This is a genomic window from Duncaniella dubosii (assembly GCF_004803915.1).
Taxonomy (GTDB): domain Bacteria; phylum Bacteroidota; class Bacteroidia; order Bacteroidales; family Muribaculaceae; genus Duncaniella; species Duncaniella dubosii.
The window spans coordinates 703,432-720,068 of record NZ_CP039396.1 but is presented as its reverse complement, the minus strand read 5'-3'; the positions used below and the strand labels follow the sequence as shown (position 1 = coordinate 720,068).

19 protein-coding genes are annotated in these 16,637 nt (G+C 50.0%); 16 read left to right on the top strand and 3 right to left on the bottom strand.

Annotated elements, in window-relative coordinates; translation table 11 throughout:
• Positions 1–5: 5 nt before the first annotated feature.
• The 3 genes from tnpC (E7747_RS03150) to E7747_RS03140 form a co-directional block, all read right to left on the bottom strand.
• Positions 6–1,607: an IS66 family transposase gene (tnpC, locus tag E7747_RS03150; RefSeq protein ID WP_136413423.1), complete on the bottom strand. Its 1,602-nt coding sequence runs from the start codon at positions 1,605–1,607 to the stop codon at positions 6–8.
• Between the two features lie 78 nt (positions 1,608–1,685).
• Complete coding sequence (tnpB, locus tag E7747_RS03145) at positions 1,686–2,042, bottom strand: IS66 family insertion sequence element accessory protein TnpB (protein WP_136413421.1); 357 nt, start codon at positions 2,040–2,042, stop codon at positions 1,686–1,688.
• Complete coding sequence (locus E7747_RS03140; RefSeq protein WP_136413419.1) at positions 2,029–2,445, bottom strand: hypothetical protein; 417 nt, start codon at positions 2,443–2,445, stop codon at positions 2,029–2,031. The genes tnpB (E7747_RS03145) and E7747_RS03140 overlap by 14 nt, the downstream gene beginning before the upstream one ends.
• A 60-nt stretch (positions 2,446–2,505) precedes the next feature.
• On the opposite strand from E7747_RS03140, the gene E7747_RS03135 reads away from it, so the two are divergent.
• The 16 genes from E7747_RS03135 to E7747_RS03060 all read left to right on the top strand — a co-directional run bounded on the left by E7747_RS03135 (position 2,506) and on the right by E7747_RS03060 (position 16,598).
• Positions 2,506–3,252, top strand: a complete 747-nt coding sequence (locus tag E7747_RS03135; RefSeq protein ID WP_136414049.1) for a YqaJ viral recombinase family protein — start codon at positions 2,506–2,508, stop codon at positions 3,250–3,252.
• 26 nt (positions 3,253–3,278) lie between these two features.
• Positions 3,279–3,485 carry a hypothetical protein gene (locus tag E7747_RS03130; RefSeq protein WP_136414047.1) on the top strand — a complete coding sequence of 69 codons (207 nt, stop codon included), beginning with the start codon at positions 3,279–3,281 and terminating at the stop codon, positions 3,483–3,485.
• 156 nt (positions 3,486–3,641) lie between these two features.
• Entirely contained in the window at positions 3,642–5,018 is a 1,377-nt protein-coding gene (locus E7747_RS03125; protein WP_136414045.1) for a putative quorum-sensing-regulated virulence factor, read from the top strand.
• A gap of 14 nt (positions 5,019–5,032) precedes the next feature.
• Positions 5,033–5,305: a Lin1244/Lin1753 domain-containing protein gene (locus E7747_RS03120; RefSeq protein ID WP_136414043.1), complete on the top strand. Its 273-nt coding sequence runs from the start codon at positions 5,033–5,035 to the stop codon at positions 5,303–5,305.
• Between the two features lie 43 nt (positions 5,306–5,348).
• A complete protein-coding gene (locus tag E7747_RS03115) occupies positions 5,349–5,765 on the top strand; it encodes a hypothetical protein (RefSeq protein WP_136413419.1) in 417 nt (138 codons plus the stop codon).
• Entirely contained in the window at positions 5,752–6,108 is a 357-nt protein-coding gene (tnpB, locus tag E7747_RS03110; protein ID WP_136413421.1) for an IS66 family insertion sequence element accessory protein TnpB, read from the top strand. The genes E7747_RS03115 and tnpB (E7747_RS03110) overlap by 14 nt, the downstream gene beginning before the upstream one ends.
• Positions 6,109–6,186: 78 nt before the next feature.
• Positions 6,187–7,788 (top strand): IS66 family transposase, encoded by a 1,602-nt coding sequence (tnpC, locus tag E7747_RS03105; protein WP_136413423.1) that lies wholly within the window; start codon positions 6,187–6,189, stop codon positions 7,786–7,788.
• Between the two features lie 505 nt (positions 7,789–8,293).
• Positions 8,294–9,598, top strand: a complete 1,305-nt coding sequence (locus tag E7747_RS03100; RefSeq protein ID WP_228449235.1) for an MATE family efflux transporter — start codon at positions 8,294–8,296, stop codon at positions 9,596–9,598.
• Complete coding sequence (locus tag E7747_RS03095; RefSeq protein WP_123550676.1) at positions 9,595–10,218, top strand: CatB-related O-acetyltransferase; 624 nt, start codon at positions 9,595–9,597, stop codon at positions 10,216–10,218. The genes E7747_RS03100 and E7747_RS03095 overlap by 4 nt, the downstream gene beginning before the upstream one ends.
• Before the next feature lie 41 nt (positions 10,219–10,259).
• Positions 10,260–11,534, top strand: a complete 1,275-nt coding sequence (locus E7747_RS03090) for a sigma-54-dependent transcriptional regulator (protein WP_136414039.1) — start codon at positions 10,260–10,262, stop codon at positions 11,532–11,534.
• Positions 11,535–12,023: 489 nt separating this feature from the next.
• On the top strand, positions 12,024–12,245 hold the full coding sequence (locus tag E7747_RS03085) for a hypothetical protein (RefSeq protein WP_136011240.1): 222 nt from the start codon (positions 12,024–12,026) through the stop codon (positions 12,243–12,245).
• A gap of 4 nt (positions 12,246–12,249) precedes the next feature.
• A complete protein-coding gene (locus tag E7747_RS03080; protein WP_123618588.1) occupies positions 12,250–12,612 on the top strand; it encodes a hypothetical protein in 363 nt (120 codons plus the stop codon).
• Between the two features lie 25 nt (positions 12,613–12,637).
• On the top strand, positions 12,638–14,059 hold the full coding sequence (locus E7747_RS03075) for a DUF4099 domain-containing protein (protein ID WP_136414037.1): 1,422 nt from the start codon (positions 12,638–12,640) through the stop codon (positions 14,057–14,059).
• Between the two features lie 221 nt (positions 14,060–14,280).
• Positions 14,281–15,816: a DNA topoisomerase III family protein gene (locus E7747_RS03070; protein WP_136414035.1), complete on the top strand. Its 1,536-nt coding sequence runs from the start codon at positions 14,281–14,283 to the stop codon at positions 15,814–15,816.
• A 205-nt stretch (positions 15,817–16,021) separates the two neighbouring features.
• Positions 16,022–16,330, top strand: a complete 309-nt coding sequence (locus E7747_RS03065; protein ID WP_136414033.1) for a helix-turn-helix domain-containing protein — start codon at positions 16,022–16,024, stop codon at positions 16,328–16,330.
• Positions 16,308–16,598, top strand: coding sequence for a helix-turn-helix domain-containing protein (locus tag E7747_RS03060; RefSeq protein WP_123550669.1), 291 nt, complete (start codon positions 16,308–16,310; stop codon positions 16,596–16,598). Before E7747_RS03065 ends, E7747_RS03060 begins: the two co-directional genes overlap by 23 nt.
• The last annotated feature ends 39 nt before the right edge of the window (positions 16,599–16,637 follow it).

Sequence of the window (16,637 nt, the reverse complement as noted above, 5' to 3'; positions counted from 1 at the left end):
GGCGGCTATTTTTGTGAGAGTTTCCAGCGGTCGGGAAGCAGGTCGCGGTATTTTTCGATCGGGGTGTTTGGCGGCCATGCGGCACATCGGTCGATTATGTCGCAGAAGTAGTCGAAGACGTTGACTCCGCAGCGGTGGCAGGTGATCGCAAGAGAGTGGTACAGGGCGGCGGCTTCGGCTCCGGAGTGGGAGCCGATTGTAAGTCGGCGACGGGTCAGGGATATGTAGCGGTTGATTCGCTCGACTTCGTTGTTGTCGAGTCTGTAGGTGGGTGAGGCAAAGATGCGTGGTATCTCGTCCCATTGTTTGAGTGCATGTTCGGTGGCGGCGAGCAGCGGGTCGTCGGGTGGCACGCCGATGCGGTCTTTGACTGCTGTCAGTCTCATGCGGATTTTCTCGAGCATCACCTTGGAGTATCGTTGTCTCCACTCAAGGTGCTTTCCCGCCGTCCATCCGTCTTTGCCTATGCGGTGCTGATGCTCGAAGTGGTAAAGGAGTCCGAAGAGCTTTGCTATTTCCTGCGCCTTTGGATTGTCTTTCAGATCGAGAAACTTTCGCTTGATGTGCTGCAGGCATGGCAAGCGTTTTATCCCGCTCATCCCACCGATTCCGATATGCCGGTATCCCGAGTAATAGTCGCACTGGAAGGCTCCGTTGAAGCCTTTTATGTGTTGCTCGAAGACTTCGGCCGAGCGGGAGCCGTCGTCATAGAAGAAGTACACAAGCCCGGTTGTCATGCCGACGAACACCCATATGTAGCCTTTCTTGATCTTTCTTCCCGAAGGAGTTGCCACCTGCAGCCGCACTTTCTGATAGGTCTCGTCACCGCAGATATAATTGTCCGCGACTATTGCCTGACCCAGCGCCTTGTATAGATTTTCCAGATGTACCCTTACCTTACTTACGAGCTTCTGTGCGGTGCCTTTGTCAAGGTCGAAGCCGTGGGCACGGAAGTATTCGACAGCATTTTCAAGTGGCATGCAGTGGAGATAGCGTAGCTCGGCGAGTCCGGCTATGAAGGAAGATGTATACTGCGAGTTAAGCAGCGGTGTGGCGGGTGCGGAACCTTTGTATATTTTCTCGTCCTGCACGTATTTTCTGACCTTGTAGATAATTTTTTTGAAGCGCATCGGCTCCATGACGTAGCGCACGACATCGCACTCGCCGATAAACGTCGCCGCCTCGGGATTGAAGTCCGGACTGTCAGGCTCCACTATAATGGTCTCCACCTCACACTCCGGATGCGTCTTCCTTTTGGCGCCGTTGTTGGTACGTTTCTTCTCTGGCTTCTGCTGTCGAGTTTCGGATGTGGCAGGAGTCGTCACCGGTTTCTTCTGACGCTCCGACGGCGAGCCCTGCAGACGCTGCACTGCCTGACGCGCGGCTTTCTCTTTGCTCAGTTCCGCACTTTTGCCTTTCATAGCCTCCTCCATTGAGGCCATTTGCTTGCGCAGTTCATCTACAGTCGCCACAAGCTTCTCGTTGGTCGACTGCAGCTTTTCATTGGATAAAGTAAGCGAGCTGACAGAGGCCAACGCCTCGTCGAGCCGCCCTTGAAGGAACTCGATCTGACGTTGCAGAAACTCTATCAACTCGTTCTTTTTCATGGTGTAAAGTTACAAAAAATATCTGACATTTGCAACTTTCCACGCCATTTATTTATTTGATTAACAAATTATTAAGCCTTATTTTACGGCCATTCTGAAGCGATTTTCGACCATCACCTTCACAGGCGTGAGGCCCCTCATCAGCATATAGAAATCGTCCCATTGGAGCCTGCGCACGCCGTCATCGCCCTTTTTGAGCACCTCCCGGAAACGGCCTCGCGACAGTCTTTTTGTGTACATCAAAAATCCGTCGCCATCCCATTTCAACGCCTTCATGGTCTTGCGGTCCTTTGAGAAAAACACATACACATCGCCCGATGCCGGAGAATGCCCCTTCCACGACCACACCATCTGGGCCAGACCCCGGATGCCGTAGCGCATCGATACCGGCTGCCGGCATACCCAGAGCCGCATATCCGCCTCAAGACTCCACATCACTCCTGCGTGTCATGACATCCACCAGAAGCGCCAGCCCCTCCGCGCTTATCTCTCCCAGACTCACGCCTCGGCCCCAACCGAGTTCGATGTGCACGTCACGCACGACACTGGTGGCACCGACATCCCGGCTCTCATCCGCAACCTGAATACCGGGAACCTTAACCTCCCGGAATAACGGCCCGCCACCTTCCCGCGACGAATCCGGTCTCTCCGGCAGACTGCGTTGATAATCGCTTATGCTGATTTTGCGGCGCCGAAGCCACTCATAAAGCCGCTGGACGTTGACGCCGGTACCGGCACAGAAACGGTTCAATGCGATATAGCCGTCTGTCTCGCATTGATTCTTGTAACGCGTCCATGTCTCTGAATAGACATCGGACAAAGACTTGTTATAACCCATGATTCTTTTTGTCGACAAAGATACAACTCTCTTTCGGAGTTCGTCAATATGCTATCGCGGATGGTTGTACGGATGTGGAACGACGCGACAGGACGCGAAATCATCAAGCGCAGCGCGATCGATTGGATTATCCGAGACAACGACCGTCCCTATCTCCAAGTAAGCCCCGACCGCACCTATTGGCTCTCAGACGATAGCCGAGCCAACGACAATAAGGGCATCCTCGAAATCAAGACCACGCGCATGAAAGTTGACCCGGAAGACCTCCCTAAATATTGGTTTGCGCAGGTGCAGTATCAGCTCGGTGTAGCCGGATATACGCAGGGTAGCCTCGCATGGCTTTCAGCCGGACAAGGTTTCGATTTCGGATACCAAGACCTCAAGCTCGTGCCTGACTTCTTCGAGTGGCTCATCGACTCCGTCTCGCGCTTTTGGACTGACAACATCGTAGGAGGTCAAGAACCCAGCGCGGTCAACGTAGCCGACGTTCTCATCAAATACAATCGCCACACAGGAGGGAAAATCATCGAGTGTAGCGAGGAGGTCTTCTCGGCATACCAAGACCTCAAGGTGGTCAAGAAAGAACTCGACGCACTCAAGGAGCGCAAGGAAAGTCTTGAAGCAACCCTGAAGATGGCTTTTGAAGACGCAGAAGCACTCTCCTACGGTGGAGACACCATCGCCACATGGAAAGCCCCGAAGCCAAGCAACAAATTCGACGATAAAGCCTTTGTCGCCGAACACCCCGACCTTGCTGCCGCATACACGCACCAAGTACAGGGAGCGCGAAGACTTCTGCTCAAATAACAAAACCGAGATATACAGATAGGGTTATGATTGGCATTTCCAACGCAGACCGGGACAAAGCGGTCGAATTCATCAGAGCATACGCTTCTATGCTCCAAGAACGTGGAATGCGCACCACAACGCAGTTTAACGCCCGTAGAATGGCACTTAACCTTGCAAAGAAGCTGGAGCGCAAGCAGACGCTCCCGGTGGAATCAAAGCTCGACAAGAAGCAAAAGCAACCACAAAAGTGATTACCTCCCAATCATACATGGTTGCGATAACCGAAACGACGACATGAAAAAGAATGAAAATATTTGCTCCGCACATGGGTGGGAAGACCGAAAGGACTCCCGACGCGGCTGTAGTGCGTGGTTAGCCCTACCTGCGGAGCATTACTTTTTTACGAAATGATTACACTCCGGGAAAACCAAGAAGAACCAATACGCAAAGCAATCGCTTTCTTCCAAGAGAAGAAACCGAAGCCGAGCCTCATAGTCCTGCCGACGGCATGGGGCAAGTCAATCCTCACGGCTTTTGTGGCAAAGAACACGACCGACAAGCTCATCGTCCTCCAGCCATCAAAAGAATTGCTTGAGCAGAACTTCCGAAAGTACGATACCCTCTGCGGTGGCTTCGGGAGCAATGCCGGGATTTACAGCGCGAGCTTCGGGAAACGAGAGATGGCACAGATTACATACGCGACCATCGGCTCAATCAAAAACCTCGGTGCGGAATTCAAGAGACACGGCTTCACGAAGATGCTCATAGACGAAGCGCACCTTTATCCAAGAGAAGCAGACTCAATGCTCGGACGTTTCCTCCAAGAGAGCGGAATTACGCACGTCCTCGGCATAACCGCAACCCCGGTCAAATTGCAGACGAATCGTGACAGAGACGGAGGTACATACTCCAAACTTGTCATGCTGACGAGCCGGAGTAAGAAAGGGAACTTCTTCAAAGAGATAATCCATGTAGGACAGGTGCAGGAAATGGTGCGCCTCGGATTTTGGTGCAAGCTGCGATACCAGACCGAGGGGTTCGATGACAGCCTCCTCGTATTCAACAGCAGCAAGAGCGAATATACCGAGGACAGCGTACAGCGAGCATACGACGCAAACGGCGGCACAGACGCAATCATACGCGCCCTTGACAGCAATCCCGACCGAAAGCATATCCTCGCCTTTGCGCCAAGCGTAGCGGACGCAATAGCCCTCTCCGAGCATTATCCACATTCAGCGGTCATCTACGGAGACATGGACAAAGCACAGCGAGAACAGAACATCGCAGACTTCCGGGCAGGGAGACTCCGGGTGCTGTTCAATGTCCGGGTGCTTTCTACAGGATTTGACTACACCAAGATAGACTGCATCGTCCTCGGTATCAGCACCGCCTCAATAGCCCTTTATTACCAAATCCTCGGACGCGCCACACGAATAGACCCCGACAAGGAAGACGCACTCATCGTTGACCTCGGAGGGAACGTGAAGCGGTTCGGCAGAATTGAAGACTTGGTATTCGAGCAGGGCAAGATGTGGCGGCTTTTCGGCACAGGAGGAGTGCTTCTCTCCGGCATACCCATCGACCAAATCGGCAAGTACACAAGAGAGGACACGACGGCAATCGATACGAAACAAGAACCACCAATCGAAATAATGCCCTTTGGCAAATACAAAGGGGAAAGAATTAAGGACATTCCATCAGATTACAAGCAATGGATGATACGAACCTTCGAATGGAACAGCCGGAACGAGCGGCTGCGTAAATCCATTGTTGCGACACTATAAGACCGACCCACGACATGGCACGACAAAAGAATAACGACAACGGCGGAGCAGACTACTTCAGCCACGACATAGACATGAGGAACGACATCAAGGTCAAAGCCCTGCGTCGTAAATTCAGCCACACAGGATATGCCGTGTGGTGCTTCATGCTTGAATACCTCACGGATTGCACAAATTTTGAATTTGACTACAACGAGGTCAGTCAAGAGCTGCTCGCCTCAGATTTCGACGTGCCTGTCGCAGAACTAAGGGAGATAATCGTACAACCATCCGCGATAGCATATTGACGAACTCCGAAAGAGAGTTGTATCTTTGTCGACAAAAAGAATCATGGGTTATAACAAGTCTTTGTCCGATGTCTATTCAGAGACATGGACGCGTTACAAGAATCAATGCGAGACAGACGGCTATATCGCATTGAACCGTTTCTGTGCCGGTACCGGCGTCAACGTCCAGCGGCTTTATGAGTGGCTTCGGCGCCGCAAAATCAGCATAAGCGATTATCAACGCAGTCTGCCGGAGAGACCGGATTCGTCGCGGGAAGGTGGCGGGCCGTTATTCCGGGAGGTTAAGGTTCCCGGTATTCAGGTTGCGGATGAGAGCCGGGATGTCGGTGCCACCAGTGTCGTGCGTGACGTGCACATCGAACTCGGTTGGGGCCGAGGCGTGAGTCTGGGAGAGATAAGCGCGGAGGGGCTGGCGCTTCTGGTGGATGTCATGACACGCAGGAGTGATGTGGAGTCTTGAGGCGGATATGCGGCTCTGGGTATGCCGGCAGCCGGTATCGATGCGCTACGGCATCCGGGGTCTGGCCCAGATGGTGTGGTCGTGGAAGGGGCATTCTCCGGCATCGGGCGATGTGTATGTGTTTTTCTCAAAGGACCGCAAGACCATGAAGGCGTTGAAATGGGATGGCGACGGATTTTTGATGTACACAAAAAGACTGTCGCGAGGCCGTTTCCGGGAGGTGCTCAAAAAGGGCGATGACGGCGTGCGCAGGCTCCAATGGGACGATTTCTATATGCTGATGAGGGGCCTCACGCCTGTGAAGGTGATGGTCGAAAATCGCTTCAGAATGGCCGTAAAATAAGGCTTAATAATTTGTTAATCAAATAAATAAATGGCGTGGAAAGTTGCAAATGTCAGATATTTTTTGTAACTTTACACCATGAAAAAGAACGAGTTGATAGAGTTTCTGCAACGTCAGATCGAGTTCCTTCAAGGGCGGCTCGACGAGGCGTTGGCCTCTGTCAGCTCGCTTACTTTATCCAATGAAAAGCTGCAGTCGACCAACGAGAAGCTTGTGGCGACTGTAGATGAACTGCGCAAGCAAATGGCCTCAATGGAGGAGGCTATGAAAGGCAAAAGTGCGGAACTGAGCAAAGAGAAAGCCGCGCGTCAGGCAGTGCAGCGTCTGCAGGGCTCGCCGTCGGAGCGTCAGAAGAAACCGGTGACGACTCCTGCCACATCCGAAACTCGACAGCAGAAGCCAGAGAAGAAACGTACCAACAACGGCGCCAAAAGGAAGACGCATCCGGAGTGTGAGGTGGAGACCATTATAGTGGAGCCTGACAGTCCGGACTTCAATCCCGAGGCGGCGACGTTTATCGGCGAGTGCGATGTCGTGCGCTACGTCATGGAGCCGATGCGCTTCAAAAAAATTATCTACAAGGTCAGAAAATACGTGCAGGACGAGAAAATATACAAAGGTTCCGCACCCGCCACACCGCTGCTTAACTCGCAGTATACATCTTCCTTCATAGCCGGACTCGCCGAGCTACGCTATCTCCACTGCATGCCACTTGAAAATGCTGTCGAATACTTCCGTGCCCACGGCTTCGACCTTGACAAAGGCACCGCACAGAAGCTCGTAAGTAAGGTAAGGGTACATCTGGAAAATCTATACAAGGCGCTGGGTCAGGCAATAGTCGCGGACAATTATATCTGCGGTGACGAGACCTATCAGAAAGTGCGGCTGCAGGTGGCAACTCCTTCGGGAAGAAAGATCAAGAAAGGCTACATATGGGTGTTCGTCGGCATGACAACCGGGCTTGTGTACTTCTTCTATGACGACGGCTCCCGCTCGGCCGAAGTCTTCGAGCAACACATAAAAGGCTTCAACGGAGCCTTCCAGTGCGACTATTACTCGGGATACCGGCATATCGGAATCGGTGGGATGAGCGGGATAAAACGCTTGCCATGCCTGCAGCACATCAAGCGAAAGTTTCTCGATCTGAAAGACAATCCAAAGGCGCAGGAAATAGCAAAGCTCTTCGGACTCCTTTACCACTTCGAGCATCAGCACCGCATAGGCAAAGACGGATGGACGGCGGGAAAGCACCTTGAGTGGAGACAACGATACTCCAAGGTGATGCTCGAGAAAATCCGCATGAGACTGACAGCAGTCAAAGACCGCATCGGCGTGCCACCCGACGACCCGCTGCTCGCCGCCACCGAACATGCACTCAAACAATGGGACGAGATACCACGCATCTTTGCCTCACCCACCTACAGACTCGACAACAACGAAGTCGAGCGAATCAACCGCTACATATCCCTGACCCGTCGCCGACTTACAATCGGCTCCCACTCCGGAGCCGAAGCCGCCGCCCTGTACCACTCTCTTGCGATCACCTGCCACCGCTGCGGAGTCAACGTCTTCGACTACTTCTGCGACATAATCGACCGATGTGCCGCATGGCCGCCAAACACCCCGATCGAAAAATACCGCGACCTGCTTCCCGACCGCTGGAAACTCTCACAAAAATAGCCGCCCAAAACCTGGACGGCTATTTTTTTAAGCTATACCTGCTGTCGCGGACGGTTGTACTGGCATTATCGCCTTGGCGCTCTCAGCGAAGCGTAGAGAGAAACTGCCACTGGGCGCAGTTATCGGTGCGGTGATGAAATTCGTCCGTGGCACAGCGCAGAAGTTGATCAACTGGCAGAAGACTGAGTGATACGGATTTCCCGTAGCCGCCATAACACTCATTCAAAAAGAGATTATTTTGCAAACTCATATATAATGATTAACTTTGTGGAACAAATCGAAAATACAGCACAGTTCAACAATATGAAATGGCAGTTGTGCATATAGCTACGCTCAACGAATAGCACTCTCAACTAATGCTATTCAGCAATAGGTAGGCTTATCGAAGCCTGCCCTTTATTGCTTTGCCATATATCCCCATTTTACAATTTCATTTTACATTAGGCAGCGTTACACCGCATTATGTGGTGTGGCTTACTGTATCTTATCATATTGATTTGAACAAGTGAATTATAGCTATAAACAAATATGGCTCATCGCATATCCTGTGATGATGAGCTTTCTTATTGAACAGCTGATAAATATAACCGATGCCTTGTTCTTGGGGCATGTCGGTGAAATCGAACTTGGCGCATCCGCACTTGCCGGAATATGGTTCTTGGCAATCTATATGCTTGGCTTAGGGTTCAGTGTAGGGCTGCAAGTTGTAATTGCACGACGCAACGGAGAACAAAAATACGAAGAAACTGGAAAAACGTTTTTTCAAGGCCTGTGTTTCTTACTGATACTTGCGTCATTACTTTGTCTGTTATCAAAGTTCTTTTCTCCACAACTATTAAAGTATCTGATTACCTCTCCCGAAGTCTATAATGCAGTTGTCAAGTATCTGGATTGGCGTATAATAGGATTGTTCTTCTCTTTCCCGTTTCTTGCTATCCGCTCGTTTTTAGTCGGCATTACAGAAACAAAACCTCTGAATTTAGCTGCTTTAACTGCCGTATTGATGAACATTCCTCTCAACTGGCTTTTGATTTTCAGATATGATATGGGTATATCAGGAGCCGCTATCGGCTCTTCATTTGCAGAGTTGTGCTCATTGTTGATATTGGTAGCTTATATGTTTCTTTGCGTAAGAAAACACAAGTATGGTTTATCTTGGCGTATAGACATAAAAATACTAAAAGAGGTGTTTTCTGTCTCTGTCTGGAGTATGCTCCAGTTTTTTACAAGCGTAGCCATCTGGTTCTTGTTTTTTATCGCTATTGAGAGATTGGGAGAAATCGAATTGGCGGTATCTAATATTGTAAGAAGTGTTTCCGCTTTATTCTCTGTTATAGTAACTGCATTGGGGGCTGTCACAAGCTCTTTGGTAAGCAATTCAATTGGCGCAGGTGAGAGAAATGCAGTTTTTCCGCTTTGTCATAAGGTAATCCGATTGGGGCTTTATATCGGTACCCCATTGATTATTATTGCGTTGTCACTTCATCCATTAATTATCGGGGCGTATACTGAAAATCCGGTTGTTAAGCAAATCGCATGGCAACCATATGTGGTTATGCTTCTGAATTACTTCTTCGCACTGCCGGGTTATATTTATCTTAATGCGGTGACAGGTACCGGTGCGACAAAGACCGTATTCTTTTTTCAAGTAATCACTACTATCGCCTATTTATTCTGTTTATGGGGATTGAGTAATCTCAATGTCCGATTGGCAACTTATTGGAGCGTAGAATATCTATATGTGATAATGCTCGGTATTCAATCTTTTATTTATCTGAAATTATACAATTCAAAAAACAACAGGATATGATGAATAAAATATATCCCCGTAAGGGTGACACACAAACCGTTTATCTGAACGCAGTGGTTAAAGACCCGTCGATTGAGGTAGGTGATTACACGATTTACAATGATTTTATCTCAGACCCTCGTCAGTTCGAGCAGAATAATGTGCTGTATCATTACCCTATTAATCATGAGCGACTGATAATTGGCAAGTTTTGTTCCATTGCCTGTGGTGTAAAGTTTCTGTTTAACTGTGCCAACCATACACTAAAATCTTTGTCAACCTATACATTCTCTCTGTTTTATGAAGATTGGGAATTGGAAAAGTCAAATGTAGCTTCTGCTTGGGACAACAAAGGTGACATCGTGATAGGCAATGATGTATGGATTGGTTTTGAGGCAGTTATTCTTGCCGGTGTAAAAATCGGAGATGGTGCCATTATAGGAACAAGAGCAGTCGTAACTAAGGATGTTCCTCCTTACTCTATCGTTGGCGGTATACCGGCAAAAGTAATCCGCAAACGGTATAGCCCGGATATTATTGAGCAACTACTGTCGCTTCGGTGGTGGGATTGGACAAAGGATAGAATAAAAAGAAATCTCCCATTCATTATGGCTGGCAATATTGAAAACATGACAGAATAATAAATATTACATATCTGTTTAACTTAATTATTTACTACACGATGAAGACAATTCTAATTGTAGATGCCTCCGAATCAGACCGTCGGCTTATGTCGGGCTTGCTTGTCAAGCACGGATATGAGCCGATTGCCGTCGATACGATGGAGGCCGCAAAAGACGAGGTGGCAAAACTGCCACCCGGCGCAGTGATTGTCGCGGCGATGAAATTCGTCCGTGGCACAGCACAGGAGTTAATCAACTGGCAGAAGACGGAGGGATACGGATTTCCCGTAGTCGCCATAGTGGACAATCTCAACCCATTGGATATTGCCGATGTGATGAAAGACGGAGGTGCCGTCAACATCATTCAGCGTCCGGCAATGGACAAGCAGCTTGTCGAAACAGTGGGCAGGTATGCAAGACCGGGCAGAACAATGCTGTTGCTCCATGACGAGCTTATCCCACGCCAAAGCGAGGCATTTGCTGTGATTGAGCGGGCAATAAGAAATATTGCCGCGACGGATGTCAATGCCGTCATCTTCGGCGAATGCGGTTCAGGGAAAGAGCAGATTGCAAAAGAGATTTACAGGCTCAGTTCGCGGTCGCAAAAGCCATGCACCGTCATAGAAGCCGGCGGCGCGGCACTTGTGGGCAACCATGACCCTGCAAATCTGCGCAGCGAAGTGCTTAACCGTATGGAAGGGTACTTCAAGAAGGCTGACGGCGGTACGATCATAATCAAGAACGTGCAGTTGCTGACCTTCGAGAAACAATCGGTGCTTCTGCATATACTTGAAAACGAGCATCCGAATGTGAGGGTTATATGCACAGCAGACCCCGACCTGCGTCGTATGGTGTCTGAAAAGACGTTTCGCCCAAATCTGTTCTACATTCTACGACCAGTTGACATCACAGTGCCGCCATTAAGGGAAGTGACCGAAGACATCGTGCCGTTGTCAGACTATTTCCTGACACGTTTTGCCCATCGCAGAGAACAGCACAAGAAAAAGCTCGATGCCTCGGCAGTCAAAGCGTTGAAGCTGCACCCGTGGCCCGGCAATGTAAGGGAACTGAAAGATACCGTCCTCTATGCCGCATTCCATTCAAAGACAGATATAATATCGGCAACTGACCTCAATTTCAGCCAGTCGGAGCCTGATGCAGATGACAGCCTTACTCTGCGCAAGCCGCAAAAAGACAAGGAAAAAATCATTGAGGCGTACCGTCGCAGTGGTTCTTGGACAGGAGCGGCAAAGCTGTTGGGAATATCGGAACGCGCTCTGATAGAACAGCGTAAAAAACACTGTATCGGCAAGAAGGGCGAGCCGGAGGTTTGACAGCTCGTAAAAAATCACTAACTTTGCAGTGTTAAAATAGCAAAGACTGCGGTTGTAGAGTCAATCGCATCAAATTTATAGGATAACATAACTTCCGCATAAGTTCTATTGAGAATCTGCAAAATTCATTAATGACGAGCTTGGCGTGATGCTTATGCTATGCTTACTGCATAGCGTATAGTATTCAAGCTATCGTCATAGGTATTGCAGAACCTTCAATAGTTAGCGTAGATATTATACGCTATTTTTTTGCCTTAATCTAATCTGCCATTTTTTCATTTTAAGGATATATTTCACGCTTAATCTTCAGGTTTATTTACTATCCAGCGTGAAAGCAAAAATTTAACTATTGTAAATTTCAAGCAATTAAGAGGCTGCTATTTAGTGTGTTGTTGATTTTAACACGCCTCCGATCACCTCAATTTTCAACCATTCGGTTATAATTTCAACCGAGGGCTATTCCTCGCAAACCAAACCCAAAACAACCGAATGGAAACAAAAAATCCACCCAATGCCACCGACTTCGTAAAGAAGTCTTCCACGAAAAAGAAAAAACGTTCATTCAAGCGTAAGTTCGACGGAAAGCAAGCATGTTCCGCTCCTGTGTGCGATGACAATGCGGAGAATATCGACTGGTTTGTCGCTTGCCTCATGTTCTTATTTTTGAGCGTGGCACTCAGAGAGATGTTCAGCACCACAGACGCGGAATGACATTATGGGCAACGGAACATCCACCGAAGCGGATTTCAAGACCGCTGTGATTGCAGGCATGGCTCTCGCCGGCATCAGAACTCACAATGACGACATTCGCGCACCTCCCGAATTATTTTACCACGGTAAGCGTATAATATCCCTTGATGATGTGGCCTTTGGGTTGCACATCTCCAAAAAGACAATGCGCAAATACCGTGACGAGGGAAAAATTGAAATCTACGAAAGTCTGACCTGCGGGGCAGCATTCGTGACACAGGAAGCCTTCAATGATTTCATAGACAATCACTTCATCAGCTCCCGGCATCCGGACTATCCCAAGATGAAGAAAAAACATAACAACACCGGTGGAAACACCGATAAATAATCACCGCTAAATCTTTAATTCACTCATGGAAGAAAATCCAAAGGAAGAAGTGCTGATTGCCCGCGACAATGAAACCGGGCAGGTAGGCGCGGTCGTCGGTCAAAACCCCGACGGCACCCCCAAAATGGCCGATGTAAAATCGACCCCGTTAAGCGAACTCATCAAGTTCACCAAAGGGCAGAACCCCATCGAGGCATTCATCGCCAACTTCATGCGTCAGGCGAAGAACCCGACCACCTTCGGCATATTCAAGATGTCGGCCGCCGACTACGAGGCTCTGGGGCAGCCTATGGCGGAAATGCTCAACGACCCCGAAACCAACAGGGAGATGCTTGACAAATACCGCGTCAAGATGAAGACACCCGCCGCAAAAATCAAACCGGTTGACCCCGACAAGGTGAACTGGGCGGAGATAGAGAAACAATGGGGCATCAGCCGGGAGGATCTTGAAAAGTCAGGCGCGCTCCAACAAATGGTTTACCATCACAAGTCGCCTGAGCTACATAAAGTCAACGACCCCGACGGAAGCGGCGAAAAGCTGGACGCACGCCTGTCATTCCGCACAAATCCCGACGGCACATATTCGCTCACGCCACATTTCGTCAAGAAAGAACCGTTGCTTGACCAGCCATTCCGGGGCTACACATTCACCGCCGAGGACAAGGTGGAGTTATCCAACACGGGCAATCTCGGCAAAGCCGTTGACCTCAAAGACCCAGCGACAGGAGAGGTGCATAAATGCCTCGTGAGCATAGACCGCCTCACAAACGAAATCGAGAGCGTTCCTATCGATAAAATCTTTATCAAACAGAAGGTTGCCAATATAAATCTGACAATGCAGCAGATAGGCATACTCAAAAGCGGCGGTCTTATCAAGGAACAGCACGTCGAACTCCCCAACGGTCAGAAATTCACCGCCGACCTGCAATACAACGCCTCCAAGCGTGACATCGCCTTTGTCAACTCGGCTCAGTACCGTCAGCAGAACGAGCAGGAGGCACAGCGGGCACAACAGAGCCAGCAACAGGGCGGGCAACAATCCGGGCAAAGCCTCAAAGACAACTGGCACGACGCCAACGGCAATCCCAAGCGTCTGACACAGTGGTACCATATTCCGCTTGACGAGCAGAAACAGGCTGACTACCTCGCCGGGAAACAGGTACTCGTCGGTGAGGGCAAGGACAGGAGTGGCAACGACTGTACCATATACCTGCAATATGATCCCAAAGAGCGCAAGCCTCAGACCACCCGCGTATATCCCGACCGCGACAAGGTGGTGGGCATCGCCGAGGAAAGCAAAACCCAGATGGCGGTAAACGATGACGGCAAGACCAACGAGGCGACCAAGAACGTGAATGAACCGCTCCAGCGCGGACAGACAGAGCCGAAGGACGAGGCGCAGCAGAAAAAGCAGCACCAGCCCAAGCTCAAGACTCCAAAGCCGTAGCCGCCTCACCACTTTATCCGTTATCCACAGTCAAAACGACTGCGATTCGCTGACACGTCTGCCGGAACATAGATCCGACCACTGAATCCACAAAATCCACTGCGACAAATATCCCGCCTCCGGCAACCTGTCAGTATCCTGACAAGTATCTTCACGACATGGGGAGGTACGCGCGGCCTCCCCATGTTCTCAAAACATTCACCAACTAAACCACAAAAATTATGACACAACTGATTTTATGCGAAAAATACCGCATAGCCATAGCCGTCGCCAAAGCGTTGAAGGCGACACTTAACCCGGCATACGGGGTATATACCAACGGCGACATCACCGTCGTCTACGTTCACCGCGGCTTCATCAAGCCTGTCGGTCTTGACAAGGCTTCTAACGGCTGTCTGCCATTCGTGCCGGAGAAATTCAAGATCGCCGTCACCGACAAGAAACGTGACCGCGTTCTCAAACCGCTGTTCCGTAACGCAAAAGAGGTGGTATTCGCCTCAGACGAGGGTGCAGACGCTCAGGCGCGTTTCTTCAATATCTGCCGACACTTCCGAGTCGGGCATCCGACGAGCCGCATGTGGCTTCCCAGCATTACCCGTGCATCTATCAGGCGTTCATTCTCCAAGCGAGAAAAGGGCCGTCACCTGCACAATCTCGCCCAGTCGGGTCTTGTGGCAGGCGCGATGGACATGATGTTTGAATATAATTTCGCCGGAGTTCTCAAACGCTGGTATTACGAAGGCGAGCCGCTGACACGCAAGGAGGTCGTCGCCATGCAGTATCTCGGTGACATGGATGAACAGGCGGCACAATATGACGCCCAGCCGAAGGCGTACAGAATCTTCCTCGATTACGGAGGGCTGCACCTCGTTTCTGATCAGTCTTGGCAGAGCGAGAGGGTCTGTGCCGCAATCGTTGACACTATCCCTGTCGGCGAACCCGTCAAGGCGCGGATGACCGTCACGGAGGAAGATGCGTCGGTAGTCAGACTCCACACGATGCTCACTCTCCAGATGGACGCATTCGACAACTTCGGCTTTATGCCGTCGCTCACCGTCAGGACAGCGGAGAAGCTCTACGAGCAGGGCTTTATCTCATCGCCATACATCACCGCACCGGACGCCGGCAACAGAATAACCGTGTTGCGCCGACTATCCAAACGAGCCACAAAGACCGAGCGCAGCCTGTACAGGCTTATTGCAGGGCGCATGGACGCGGCGGCAATGCCACCGGAAAAGAAGCAGTATGCCTCTGTGACGGCTGAAATCGCCGGACTGACATTCACCTGCCGATGGGAGGTGAGAAAGCCGAAGCCCGAATATACAGGCACATCGGAACAGACAATCACCATAGTCGAAAAGATGATGGCACCGGTCAAAGAGGTATCGCCCATTTCATACGGCTTTGTTCCGACACTTGCCAACCTCACCGGATATGCGACGCTGACCGCAGACACTACGCACCCTGATATGCCTTACTGCCACACCGTACACGAATACGGCACGGCACTCGAAGGTCTTGTGCGCAAGGGCTTCATCACGATAAAGGACGGCACTATCGCCTGCACGCCCGAAGGCGACCGTCTGCTGCTTGACCTCGCTCCCTACAATCTTGCCCACAGCATACTGGTCGGGCAATACGGAGCTGACGAGATACCCTACGGAACAATAACAGGCAGAAAAGCCGTCAAGGGCTTCGGCGAATGGCTCACCGATACCGTCACCGACATTCTGTGCTACACGCCCAAAAACGAATGACCGCCACGACAGCGATAATTTATATCGTGATTGAAAAATAGCCGCTTGACCATAGTGCATAATCCGATAAAAATCGCTAACTTTGCCACTGAATCGCAGTCATAATTTATTTTGATTGTGGATTTAGTGGTGAGAAGGCGGGAGGGATACCCGCCTTCTTTTTTCAAACACATATCCCATCCACCACTTAATCCACCAATAATTTATGCCAGAGTTTGTTCAAATCGAAAAATCCGAACTTGAAGAAATATTCAGCCGAATGTCATATTTGAAGAAAGTATTTATCACTTTCTTCGAGCGCGTAAGAAACAAAGAGCCTGATGATTGGCTTACGTTGCAGGAACTCTGTGAGTTGCTCCATATCTCCGAGTCCAAAGCACGCTCGCTCAAAAAGAGTGGACGTATAGGGTTCATCAAGAGCGGGAAAGGATCTATGTTCCTCGCCGGAGATGCTTTCGGATTACTTGAACGGGTAGAGGCTGTACCGAGAAATGGGAACGATATATACTCATGACAGTAATGAAATAGGGAATTTCCATGCCGACAGTCTTACAGTGCTTGAAATCGTTGAGAGATTGAACACTGAAATACATCCGTCGTTCTTGGGCAAAAAGTTTTATACCGATGCCCAGCTCTCGGAAAAACTCAACATTTCAAGACGCACATTGCAGGAATACCGTGATAACAGGCAGATTGCCTATTACCGGCTTGACGGCAAGATACTCTATGCAGATGATGATGTGGAGGAATTTTTGAAATCCACATACCGCCCCAAATACTGAAACCGAAAATGCGGCCACCGGGTAATACCGATGACCGCA